Raw genomic sequence first — 12362 nt, forward strand, 5'->3', positions numbered from 1 at the left:
TACTTTCCCCGTCACGCTGTTCACCTCGTCAACATTGATAGAATGATTCCCTCATTCTTTTATTCCACTTCATATATGAAGAGTGACTCCGAATGTATCATTTGTAGGTTATCCAACACCTACTATTTCATACAAAAAACTAGAGTTCTTCCCCCGAAAATATAGTCAGAAGGCAGAAATCTAGCTAGGCTAAATATATTCTGCCTTCATAGTCAGACTGTTATAGGCAGTCTGGTAGAGACTCTCGGACCATATTACCAAGGATATATGAAGGTTATTCGTTAAAATTATTGATAGTCATCATGCATATGAATCCATGACTTCTCATTCAACTATTTTAACAACAGGTTATTTTAACGGTCAAGCGATTGTGGCTTTTATTAAATTTTCCCACAATTCCTTATTTCTCTTCCAAATGCCCTTTTCTTGCTTACCACTATATAGATAAGCCTCGTAACTTGCCGTTAGCTGACTCATCTGTTGATGCCCAAGCAAACGATCGACCTCTTTGGCAAAAGAATGTAAGGTTTGTCCTTGTTTCCTTTTCATCCCGAACCGTGAAAATTCATGTAGTAAAACAAGGTACGCTTTCTCAAAATCCCGATCATTATTACGATGTTTGTATGTCCAAATATAGAAGTAAGGTAGCCATTTACCCCGTTTGATATACGTTAGGTAACCGATGAAAGCAAGCACGATGATTATTAAAATAATCTTTTTCCAATGTTGTTGAACCGCTTCCTTTACCGAATCCCATAGCTTCGTCAAACTAAAAGTGCTTGACGCTGTTTCTGTTTGTTCAGTCGTTTCTGCTTCATCTGGACTCTCTTCTCTTTCCGGTGTTTCCATTTCCTCGTCGTTATTAGGCGTTGTTTCTTCATCTAAATCAAACTCATATTCTACAGGATTACTAAAACCTGTTGTTGGCTCAAACGGAATCCATCCAACGCCAGGAAAATAAGCCTCCACCCATGAGTGAGCATTGTTATTCGTAATGTCATAAGTACCAACAGTTAATCCATTTGCGTTGGTTCTTTCACCTTCTGTAAACCCTTTAACCCATCTAGTCGGAATACCAGCAGAACGGGCTAGCACGATCATTGCTGTTGAAAAGTTATCGCAATAACCTAACTTCGTATCAAACAAAAATTGGTCGACATAATCTTCATCTGGTCCTGGCACAGCCACATCTCTTTGTGAATAAACAAAACCCGATCGAGCAAAATAGCCTTCAATCTCACGAATTTGGTTAAACCAATTATCATGCCCTGCCACAATCTCTTCTGCCAATTCACGCACACGATCAGGGAGATCTTCTGGTAATTGCGTGTACCTTTCATAAAACGCTGAATCTAAACCGTGATTATCATTATTAACTGTATTCAATGCATTCACGCTATAAGTTGGTTCATTAAAGATTACGTCATAAGTTGGCATGAGAGAATCCTCTGCATATCTAATTGAAAATTTCTCAAGCGCTTCATTCAATTCAAATGGGATGTTTTCACTTTGAAAACTTTTTATCCCTAATGGATAGACAATTTGAGGACGTGCTCTGTTCATTTGTACATTACTGACTCTTTCCTCAACAACGACATTTTCATTCTCTGAAAATGATTCCAAAGGCACTTCTTCTCCTGATGCAAAAAACTCGCTGCCACGATCTTCTTCTGAAAGCTCCCACCCCTTACCTGTATAGACATCCTTTGTCTCTACTTTCCAATAATGGGGATCTTCCGTTTTCGCAACAAACACAAGAGTATCATCAGGAACAAAAGAGCCACCTAATAAAGAATCATCCTCACCATAGCCAATTTTCCGCACCCCTCCAGCTTCTTCATTTCTACTATCTTCATTAAATGAGGTGATATAAGGAACAGGATCTGGCCAAATTGGATCTGCCTTTGGTGCAGCAAAGGCAATGAGAGAACTGATGAGCACCAATCCACTTAGAGGGATCATCCATTTGCTTAGTTTCGATGTTTTCGCTTCAATATCTTCCTTCTCTAGTTGACGATAGAAGGCGAGAATCCCCATCATTAAAAATCCACAAATCACGGTTCGAATAATCGCCATTTCTGCATTATATGGCGTGAATGTATCAAGAACAGTAATATAGACCAATGTCATGAAAAAGAAAATAAAAATTTGTCTCCGTTGGATGAGCCAATATTGAATAAGGTAAGACATCAACCATAAAAGAATGAAGAATAATAAAGTCCTAAACATGTCTGTTATAGCGGTCCATTGTGCTTGTAACATCGTCAAAAAGTTATCAAATAACTCTTGAATCATCAGAGGAAACGACCCAAACAGTCCATATTGATCAAGAAAATAAATATACATTAAACTGAAGAAAATAATTGCTCCATTAATGACAAAACGGATGACCCAATGCCATTTTAAAAAATCCATCGCAAGGGCAATACATAGGAAAAGTAAGAACACCCACACATTCCCTGTATCCGTTAATTGCTCTAACGGCCTAATCCACTCCCAAATAAGGAGAAAACCAAATAGATAAAGAACCAAAGTAGAAAATCTCTTCATCATCCGCTCCTCACCTCCGAGAATGCGGCAGAAAATTGACCTTCATGCACAATTTGTATACGTATTCCTCTTGAAGTAGCGGTGTCTTTTAAACGAATTTCCTCTTGTACTGCTTGCTCTTCCTTTCTTTTCACAAGAAAAATCGTCACACTTCCTTTTTGAGAATAAAAGCTCGCCTTTTCAATCAAACGTTTGTTTAGTTTGGCAGTAACAAGCAGTAGTTGATCATTTTGTTGGGCAAGACTTCTTTCTACGTCTAACACTTGTTCTAAAGGACGTTTACTATCCGCCTTCACTGTAGCTAGATGATAAAAGATTCGTTGTAGCTGCCCTTCACCACCAAGAATTGGGAACTCCACTCGATTTCTCCCCGCTGAAAGGAACCCTACCTGTGCCCCTTTTCGCAGTATTGCATGTACAAGAGAAGCGGTAAAAGAAACGATTGCTTCAAAATACACTTCAGGAAAACGATCCATGAGAAGATATACATCATGAGATTTGCGTTGTTCAAATTCTTTAACCATCATTTCATTACGCTTGGCGGAAGTTTTCCAGTTTATCCAAGAAAAACGATCACCTGGTTGATATTCACGGACGCCTGTAGCCATAGAAGTATCTCTCTGCACCCTTTCATCTGAAGCCGTCATTCCTTGATCAAATTGATGACTGAATGGTTGATAAACCATTTCTTCATAAGTAGGATACACAATCATGCGGTCTTCGAGTGACATGTTTACTTCACGTTCGATTAATCCAAGTGGATCACCTATTTTCAGCCGAACATATCGGAAAACGTGCTCTCCGCGAGGGATTTCCTTAAATGCTTGCGAAACAACGATGTTTTTACGAAATCCAGGAAATAACATATATTTCTTCATCTGGAGCGAAGAAGTTATATGATCTTCGACGACAAGAAAAAATAACGGAAAAGTCGTATCCATATGAATAGAAAGACGTATCGATAGTGTATCTCCTGCACTCACTTCTTGACTGGAAAGTTCTCTCTTTACATGGATACGATGCAACGGATACATTGCCAGTGCAAATGCATATAAACCAAACGGTAAAAAGCTATAAAATAAGAACCAGCTGACAAATCCTCCTTGAAACATCGCATATGAAAAAGTAATGAGTAGTAAAAGGAACAATAACACTAACTTCCATACACCCTTTACTGCGAATAACCACCGCCTCATCCTATTTCACAGCCTTTTGCACTGGTACCGGTGTAACATCGATAATCTTCTCAATCACTTGTTCTGCTTTGACCCCTTCAAATTTTGCTTCTGACTTGAGAATTAAGCGATGACTAAAGACCGCACTTGCTAAATATTGCACATCATCAGGGCGGACATAATCTCTTCCATGCATAAACGCATAGCTTTGTGATGCTTTCATTAAAGCAATAGACCCCCTAGGGCTAACACCTAAATACACATGTTTATGGTTTCTTGTTTGCTCAGCCATATGAACAATATAGCTTTTAATGGAATGATCGACATACACCTCTTTTACTTTCGCCTGCATGTCTCTCAGCTGTTCTAACTCCATTACTGGCTGTATTTCTTCTATCGGGAGTGCACTTTGAACACGACTTAATAATTCAATCTCTTCTGTTCCTTCAGGATAACCCATACGCATTTTTAACAGAAAACGGTCAAGCTGCGCTTCTGGGAGCGGGTAAGTTCCTTCATATTCAATCGGATTTTGTGTCGCCATAACAAAAAAAGGGCTACCTAATTGATGAGTCACTCCATCAATTGTTACACTCTTCTCCTCCATCCCTTCTAATAAGGCGGACTGTGTTTTAGGGGATGTCCGGTTGATTTCATCTGCTAATATAATCTGACCCATTATTGGACCCGGGCGGAATTCAAATGCCATTTCTTTCGGATTATAAATTGAAACGCCTGTCACATCCGATGGTAATAAATCAGGGGTAAATTGAATTCTTCTAAAGTTCGCACCTAGCGATTTTGCCAGCGCTCGAACCATCATCGTCTTACCCACACCAGGCACATCTTCAAGTAACACATGACCACCAGATAATAAGGCAACCAAGCTCAATTCTGCCACTTCTCTTTTACCGATCATTACTTTATCTATATTAATGAGCACTTGCTCGACAACCGGATTCATTTTATGATTCATTGACCATCCTCCTGATTTTTTAATAAAGGGCATTCTTCTCCTTACTTATACTTCTATTCGCTAAATCTTGCTAAATTCCTGTGAAATCTACCATTCTTCGCACAAATTCATCTTCTTTCTTCCTATGATTTAGGAAAAAAAAGAATAAAAATGAACAAACATTTATAATTCTTATTTTATATGATTTAACACTTAAGATAAATCATTCAGACTCGGTTAAGTTGGCTTATAAATGGTTATATAAATGTTCATTCCTTCACAGTTACGACTAATCCCCCCTTCCCACATATCTTATATAGTTATAACGCTATTAAAGGAAAGGAGATGTTTAATCTGTGCACAAATAATTAATCTATTTAAACATGATCTTAACGTAAATAAAGTAAAAAAATATCCTTTTCTTAACAAGGTATCCATCCGTTTTCAACATAAATGAGCCATAAAAAAACGACATTCGCTCGGGAATGTCGTTTTTTTATTAATAAGATATACCCGTACGATAATGGGTCTCGTCAAAAGAGGCTTGTTCCGGGTCAAAATAATCTTCGTTATAGGCTGCAACAAAGGTATCATTTTCTACATAACCAGAACCCCAAGTAGGATCCATTGTTAGCCATTCACCATCCACCTTCACTTCTACCCAAGCATGGCGGCCACCGAGTGCCCCTCTAGTAAAACCAGAACCAGCATTACCTTCAACAAACCTTGCTTCCATGTCACTCGCCCTCAGCAAAGCAATGGCTAAGTAGGCATAGTCTTGACAAACACCTTTTTTCGTTTCCAATGCCTTTAAGGCACTGTCATCCCAATGAAAGTCATCTGTATTATACTTCTCCACATCATAAGCGATATGTTCGGCCACATAATCATAAATCGCCTTTGCTTTCTCACGGTCGCCTTCCACCCCTTGAAGCAGTTCTTCTGCTAAACTATTAATCTTCGGATGGTCGGACTGAACTCCACGAGACGGTAACAAATCCCGGCGATCTTCACCGGTATTGTCCACCTGAAATTTAGCTACGCTATAAAAGCGAAAGGTATCACTATTTTCTTTCTTAATCTCAGGTACACTAACCGTAATATCATAAGTACCTGGTCCAAACCTCAAATAAAAGGAATCGTCAAAGCGAAAATCCTGAACTGGAATCACATCTAATGCCGTATCCTCACCCTTTTTACTCGATACATAAAGGTGTGTTGTCTCACTCGCTAATTCAGCTTCAGGTTGAATCATTCCACTAATGGTATAATCCCCATTCGATTCATCTCCACTGTATGCAGGCGTTTCTAAAGTTACCCCCCGTTCATTATAAAGGCTAGAGTACTCGATTGGCTCCATCGTTTGCTGAGATGTATTATTTACCATGAGAGTCGTAGCCGTTTGATAATAATTCTCTCGGTCAACATCCGGTACCATGACTTCCACTTTATGCAAGCCTTCTCCATAAAAGAGGGGCACCTCATAATCGAATTGGTGCTCTTGATTAACGGCGAGGACATGATTCCAATTATCCGTTCCCTTCGACACGCGAAGCATTACTGTATCTTCCTCATCCAATCCTTCTGCCACACCTTTTAATGGGAAAACTTCTTCTGCTTCAAAGAAGCTTGTATCCAACCCTAACGAAAGCCCTACTTCTTGACCATATGGTGTATACGTCACATCTCTCTTCACATCCGGATTCACATTATGAACAGTAAACCGTGCTGTATCATAATAATAATTCTCCCGCTCATCATCGGGTAATTGTACCTTTATATGATACGTACCTTCGCCATTAAAAAACTGAATATCCTGCTTGATTTGACCCTCTTTTATAGGCGCATAATATTCATGCTCTCTTCCGGCAACCCCGTCTTCCTCTGCCGTCACACTAATCCAAGCATAACCAGACTTCAATCCTCGATAATCCTCAATGCTCCCCTCAATCGTCACCGTACCATTCGCCGCAAACTCCCGGTACTCCGGCGAATCAAACGTTGCACCAATTTCATCACTATACGTCGTTAATGTCAAAGGCTCTAGCTCTAACTCCTTATTCTTTTCTTCCACTAACTGTTCATACGGATCAACCTGCTTTTTCACTTCTTCGCCACTCACGGCTCCCTTATCATTACAGCCAATCAGCAACATACCTGCCATCACAAGTAATATAGGAAACAATGAAACTCGTTTTAACATGTTAACCTCCTTACGAACCCTAATTATCAAACATATCATTACAAAAATCAGTTCAATCATACTTACGATACAAAAGGTAAAAAGTTTCTCTATCCAATTACCCCTTTTTTCACACTTTTACCACTATATGAATAACAATAAAAGATTTTCCTTTGCTTTACAAAAGGAGAAAGGAGTAAATGTGGATTTTGGGGGTTGATTCTTGGAGGTAGATGGTTTGGGATTGGTAAATATCAATTGATAAGTTGGATATTGTCAGCTATTACCTTCGTTCAAAACACTTTACCCAAGGGAATGAAACTGGAAAACACTATGAACTTATTATTCAACACTAACACCCCTAGGTATTACAAAAAAAAGCATCGGAGAGAGTCTGCAGGGTTATTCTCTTATTAGTTAGCATGAGAGATTCCCTCCTTTGGCTTGGGTTTGGTCGAAGTCGAGTTAGTCTCAACATTATTGTGGGTTTCTTAGTAAAGGTAATATCTTTTTATTAAAATCTCGCTTAGCAATCTCTTCCCTATTATTTGCTAATGATTGTTTTATATTTTGATGATCGATAGAAAGTTTCTTTCCTCTCTCATCTAATTCAAAGGTAGCCATGGACTTCTTTAAGTTTGTTTCCACTGTTGGTAACCATGCCTTTATTAGGGCTCTAATTGTAGATTTATCTTTAGACGGAACACCTAGTCCCTTTGTGGATAACAATTGACTTAATTCTTTATAAGGACCTTTTAATGCTCGCTCTCCTATTCCGAATGTATACATTAAAGTGCCATACTTTCCAAATGCATCCTGTAATCTTACTAAGTAGTTAATATCAAAATATCCAGATCCCCTAGTTACTTTTCTTTGCATTTCCCCAATATTATAATAAATCTCTTTAATTTTCTCTGGTCTTTTTGCTGCTTCTTTATTATGTTCAATCATTTGATCCAATTGTTCTTTAAATTGGGGATTACTCTTAATAATCCTATCTCGATTTTTCTCTAAAAGTTGATACATTTTTTCATACGTACTCATACCTTTTTTCATTTGAGGACCTATTCCGTTAATCGTATTATGCATTAGCGTAAAAAGGAAGTCTCCAAGAAACCCGTACCCCTAGTGACCTCCCTTTGCATATTACCTAAATTCATCACAATCTCTCTAATTTTTTTCGGCCTTTCATCCCTTCTTTACTTTGCTGCATTATGGCATTAATAGTGAATTCCATTTGAGGGTTCTCATTGAGAATATGATCTTTGTTTGTCTTAAGGACTTCATACATATCTTTGTAAGGTTTCAGACTCTTTTTCATTTGATGGACCATCTCAGTCCTTGCATTATCAGCTTTTGTATTAAATAAAACCAAGCTGTATAAAGGTACCTTCGCTTTTTCTAATGAAGGAACATTCCCATTACTATCTAAAATTAAATAACCTTTTCACTTTATCGGTTATTCTTTGTGTATAGGAAGTGATGAAATAATATTCATCATTTTGTTTAAAAGCAAAAGTCCACATATCCCACTTTTCAAATAAACGTTTATAAGCTTTAATATTTTTTTTATGATTTTTAGTTAGTTTTACATTAATCACTGGTTATACCTCTTATCTAAATAGTGGTTCCCACCTTCGCAGCACTGCTTTATTCATACTAAGTATACACTAATTAATTTGGTATATTTTCATCATATAACTTATCAATTTCATCTAAAGTTTCATCTAGATTCTCATATGATAAATCAATTAATACATCATTCAACATGTTTATAGAAGCATGATGGCTCTTATAAAACTCTTTAACAGATGAAATCATTTTATCTACCTGTTCCTTGGTAAGTTTATTATTATTCTGTAATTCATAAATTGATTGCATAATCATGTCTTCTTCTTTAAATAATTTAGCTTTCCATTCATTTTCCAGACTAATAATTCCCATTATTTCTTCGTTAGACTTTGAAATTGCACTTATTTTTTCACCACTACTCCACTTAATCCATTTCAGAGTATCATTTACTGTCTTACTTAATTCATCATTAAGCTGGTTTTGGTTATTCACATTTACATAGCTACCATCTGCTGCCTTGGCGATGTCTTTCAGTTGCTGTTCATCTTTACTGGCTAAATCAAATCCAATGACATTAACCACCGGTGAGATTCCCGAATCTTTTAATTCTTTCGCAGCTGCTACCGGATCGCCATCACATGTTTCAATTCCGTCACTGACAATATAGACAACGTTTTTATGCTCTTCTCCAGAGTACTTTGATAGATCCTCTTTCGCTTCCTTAATCGACTGAGCTAGCGGTGTCCATCCTGCTGGTTCAAAAGAATTAAGCGCAGAGGATAATTCTGACTCATTATATGTTTGCGATTCATATACTAACTCATTGGCAGCACAAGACATTTTCTTATCTTCATCTGAACCCGACCCCTCATGGCCATACACTCTTAAACTTAAATTCACATCTTCCGGTAATGTGGATGCAAACTCCTCGATCGATTCTTTAGCTAAATCCATCCTTGTTTTAGAACCCATATAATTCGCCATACTTCCACTGGCGTCCAATACAATTTCTACATTATATTGTTCTTTAGATGCTAATTCTTCGGCTTCCTTAGGCTTGTTTAAACTGCTTTCTTCAATAGAAACTTTCGGGTCTTCGTATGGCATCTTAAATACTGAATACAAATAGTTTGTCAAGTTCTGTAATTCCTCATGACTTGCATCCTCTGGTAAAGCAGGAATATCTTTTAAGATCGCCTCTATCCGCTCATCAACAAACATGATATCCTCAACACCTAACACACCAATAGGATATTCAACAACTTCTTCAATACTTTTAGGCAGTTCTCTCACAACCAATTCTTCATTATCTACGTCTTCCACTGATTCATTTTCTTCGTCCGATTTTTGTTGCTCCTCTGCTACTTCCGCTCCTGCTTTCTTTTGGTCATCTTCTTTTTGATTACTCTCCTCTTTTTCTGCTGAACAGGCGGCCAAGAGAAAGAAAAGAACAAGGAGGTAGAGTGTGGATCGTTTTTTCATGATTGAACCCTCCAGATATATAATTAAAAAATGCAATCGAGTGATTTTTTGAGGCGCCTCACTCATTTATCATTACGGATATCGCTGTTTTTTGTGAATATAAACACCGAAAAGCAGCCTGTAAGACTGCTTTCCTCCATTATACTTATTTCTATTTAGCACTATCTTGGTAAATTGAACTCTACACTTTCACCTTTGAACATATCTTTACCGTCTTCTCCAACAAACGGGCCAAACTGTAAGTCAAATGATTCAAATAGCTCGAACTCATCTTTGTTCATTAAGAAAACATGATATTTTTCACTCTGCTCTCCAGCTTTTAATTCTTTAGGTTCTTCAGGTTCTACCATACCTTGTGCTCTAATATGTCCTCTATCTTTATCTAAATCGACTTTGGAGCTAATATTCCAAAGACTAATAGGTGAATCTGTTTGGTTGTCTAAATTCAATTTAACAGTAATAGCAACGATGCCTTTATCTCCAAAGTTTCTGAAGCGCTCTTTATTATCTGGTGTTGGCTCAATTTCTGTATATTGAACACCTGCTAACGTCACTTTTACATCATCTAATTGTTTTGTTTCATTAATAGCTGTTTCTTCAAAAATCATTTCTTTATTCGCCATATTTGCAGTTGTTAACCTATCTGGATAAAATGATGTAGCGTTACTTAATTCCTCTTGCTGACCGCCGCTATAAGGGAAGTCGAAAACAGCTTGTTGTTTATTGCTACCTGAGAATTGATTATTATCGGCTGCTCCGCCTTCAATAATGAATTTAGGTTTTACAGAATCTAACGCTTTAAACTCATCATTAGTGAAAATAAAAGAAATCAAACCTGATACTTTCTCTCCAGGTGCGAATTTCCCTACTTCTGTCTCTTTTTCTGATTTCGGAGATTCTTCTCGGACAAAAGTTTTATTAATATCATTAGTTATGTAATCAAACTCACTTCCGAACTGCACTCTATATATATTATTATAATAAATACCTTTATCAGTCGTATTATCAATGGTTACTTTGGCTGTCATTACATAGCCTTCTGTTTGATCTTTAAATGGTATAGTATAATCGGCGCTAACATCTGTCACCTTTACAATTTGGTACTCATCTACACTTACTTTAAACCCATCTAAATCATTTATAAATTGAGGATCTTTGTTCGTGAACACCACTTCAACATTACCTTGGGATTCTTCTTCAATATTAGGATTAAGCATGCCGTCATTACCATTTGAAGATTCCTCTTTTTTTTCTTCTTCCACTTCTGGTTCCGTTGTTGTTTCTTCTGCTTTAACTTCTTTTGTTTCTTCCTTAGGTGTGCTATTCGTTTCTTTTGCATTTCCACATGCCGCCATTAGCATAACGGAAGAAATAAGCGTAATCAAAAAAAGTCTTTTCTGTTTCATTCACTCACGACCTTATTCTGTTTATTAAAATATTCGCTTTCTGTATGGTCCTTGTGTTAGTTAGAAACACCATAAAAGTAGACCCCAACATACATTCCATTAATAAGTCTACTTTAAGAAGCTTCTTTTAACTTCATAAACTACTACTTTCTTCTTTTCTAATGGTATTTAAATGATTTTTACGCATAAACGGCAAAGCAATGGCCACTACCGCTGCAGCAATTGGAAAGCGATCACTTGATAATAACCATTCAAAAAGTGAAATGGGAACGAAGAGGATGTAGACAAATAACATAATAAATAAATAGATTCTTCTCCATTTACGTTCTTTCTGCGACATTATATCCCTCCTTTTTCTGTCTCCCGCCAACTATTAAAAATGTTTGTCAGAAAAATCACTTGAAGTGGTAATAAAAACATGAGTAGTACGATTTTTAAAGCTAAAGTTGTGAAATACACGTCAGTATACAGAGATAATAAATAAATCATGATATTCTCGAATACCAATTGAATAATACTTAATATAAAAATAACGAAAATCGCTTTGAAAAAATGAGCTTTAATAAATCCAACTGATTTTTTCAAAGCGGTTCTTAATTTTCCATTCTCCGCTAAGAAAAAAGGAACAAAATAAAATAATACAAGGACAACTAGACCAGGAATCACATATAATAAGCCACCGATAAAAATGCAAATAGAGTACAAGCAAGCAAACAAATAAATAGGTAATGCTTTTTCTATCGCGAACGAAATCGCTTGCTTGAGGGGATGATCAGCATCCTCACTTTCTAAAAGCGTATACTTAATGAATGGCAACTGAGCAATCGTAAGAAAAACAATCATGAAAATCCCATTAGCCACATCCCCAATCAAACCGGGATATTCAGCAAACCTTGTCTCGGCATAAATATAATTAACAATTATCGCATGCAAAAATAACAAGGGGACATATGTCAAAACTGACAACAACATTAACTTTAAAAAGTCTTGTATATATAAAGAGAAGGAGCTTGATAGAATACTTTTCATAGAGTCCTCCT

General features: G+C 37.0%; 10 protein-coding genes and 1 riboswitch. All 10 genes read right to left on the reverse strand.

The window, feature by feature from the left end:
• Positions 1 to 189 precede the first annotated feature (189 nt).
• Positions 190 to 291, reverse strand: a riboswitch (purine riboswitch).
• 69 nt (positions 292 to 360) lie between these two features.
• The 10 genes from MKX29_RS05810 to MKX29_RS05855 all read right to left on the reverse strand — a co-directional run bounded on the left by MKX29_RS05810 (position 361) and on the right by MKX29_RS05855 (position 12351).
• Positions 361 to 2553 carry a transglutaminase TgpA family protein gene (locus MKX29_RS05810; protein WP_341104603.1) on the reverse strand — a complete coding sequence of 731 codons (2193 nt, stop codon included), beginning with the start codon at positions 2551 to 2553 and terminating at the stop codon, positions 361 to 363.
• Positions 2550 to 3746, reverse strand: coding sequence for a DUF58 domain-containing protein (locus tag MKX29_RS05815; protein ID WP_341104605.1), 1197 nt, complete (start codon positions 3744 to 3746; stop codon positions 2550 to 2552). Before MKX29_RS05815 ends, MKX29_RS05810 begins: the two co-directional genes overlap by 4 nt.
• Before the next feature lies 1 nt (position 3747).
• A complete protein-coding gene (locus tag MKX29_RS05820; RefSeq protein ID WP_224939194.1) occupies positions 3748 to 4701 on the reverse strand; it encodes an AAA family ATPase in 954 nt (317 codons plus the stop codon).
• A gap of 478 nt (positions 4702 to 5179) precedes the next feature.
• On the reverse strand, positions 5180 to 6883 hold the full coding sequence (locus MKX29_RS05825) for a transglutaminase domain-containing protein (protein WP_341104607.1): 1704 nt from the start codon (positions 6881 to 6883) through the stop codon (positions 5180 to 5182).
• Positions 6884 to 7339: 456 nt separating this feature from the next.
• The gene (locus tag MKX29_RS05830) at positions 7340 to 7918 is read right to left on the reverse strand and encodes a hypothetical protein (protein WP_251163559.1); all 579 of its coding nucleotides are present in this window, start codon (positions 7916 to 7918) and stop codon (positions 7340 to 7342) included.
• Positions 7919 to 8286: 368 nt separating this feature from the next.
• The gene (locus MKX29_RS05835) at positions 8287 to 8463 is read right to left on the reverse strand and encodes a hypothetical protein (RefSeq protein WP_251163558.1); all 177 of its coding nucleotides are present in this window, start codon (positions 8461 to 8463) and stop codon (positions 8287 to 8289) included.
• A gap of 73 nt (positions 8464 to 8536) precedes the next feature.
• Positions 8537 to 9916, reverse strand: coding sequence for a VWA domain-containing protein (locus tag MKX29_RS05840; protein ID WP_341104609.1), 1380 nt, complete (start codon positions 9914 to 9916; stop codon positions 8537 to 8539).
• Between the two features lie 161 nt (positions 9917 to 10077).
• Positions 10078 to 11322, reverse strand: coding sequence for a DUF5068 domain-containing protein (locus MKX29_RS05845; protein ID WP_341104612.1), 1245 nt, complete (start codon positions 11320 to 11322; stop codon positions 10078 to 10080).
• 133 nt (positions 11323 to 11455) lie between these two features.
• Entirely contained in the window at positions 11456 to 11662 is a 207-nt protein-coding gene (locus tag MKX29_RS05850; RefSeq protein WP_251163555.1) for a hypothetical protein, read from the reverse strand.
• Entirely contained in the window at positions 11662 to 12351 is a 690-nt protein-coding gene (locus MKX29_RS05855) for a hypothetical protein (protein WP_251163554.1), read from the reverse strand. Before MKX29_RS05855 ends, MKX29_RS05850 begins: the two co-directional genes overlap by 1 nt.
• Positions 12352 to 12362: the final 11 nt, after the last annotated feature.

The organism is Cytobacillus sp. FSL R7-0696 (assembly GCF_038006865.1).
Lineage (GTDB): Bacteria > Bacillota > Bacilli > Bacillales > Cytobacillaceae > Cytobacillus > Cytobacillus kochii.

Excerpts from the sequence above, each read along its gene's own strand:
- MKX29_RS05845 (WP_341104612.1), bottom strand. The coding sequence starts at position 11,322 with ATGAAACAGAAAAGACTTTTTTTGATTACGCTTATTTCTTCCGTTATG.
- MKX29_RS05850 (WP_251163555.1), bottom strand. The coding sequence starts at position 11,662 with ATGTCGCAGAAAGAACGTAAATGGAGAAGAATCTATTTATTTATTATG.
- MKX29_RS05810 (WP_341104603.1), bottom strand. The coding sequence starts at position 2,553 with ATGATGAAGAGATTTTCTACTTTGGTTCTTTATCTATTTGGTTTTCTC.
- MKX29_RS05855 (WP_251163554.1), bottom strand. The coding sequence starts at position 12,351 with ATGAAAAGTATTCTATCAAGCTCCTTCTCTTTATATATACAAGACTTT.
- MKX29_RS05820 (WP_224939194.1), bottom strand. The coding sequence starts at position 4,701 with ATGAATCATAAAATGAATCCGGTTGTCGAGCAAGTGCTCATTAATATA.
- MKX29_RS05840 (WP_341104609.1), bottom strand. The coding sequence starts at position 9,916 with ATGAAAAAACGATCCACACTCTACCTCCTTGTTCTTTTCTTTCTCTTG.
- MKX29_RS05825 (WP_341104607.1), bottom strand. The coding sequence starts at position 6,883 with ATGTTAAAACGAGTTTCATTGTTTCCTATATTACTTGTGATGGCAGGT.
- MKX29_RS05830 (WP_251163559.1), bottom strand. The coding sequence starts at position 7,918 with ATGAAAAAAGGTATGAGTACGTATGAAAAAATGTATCAACTTTTAGAG.
- MKX29_RS05815 (WP_341104605.1), bottom strand. The coding sequence starts at position 3,746 with ATGAGGCGGTGGTTATTCGCAGTAAAGGGTGTATGGAAGTTAGTGTTA.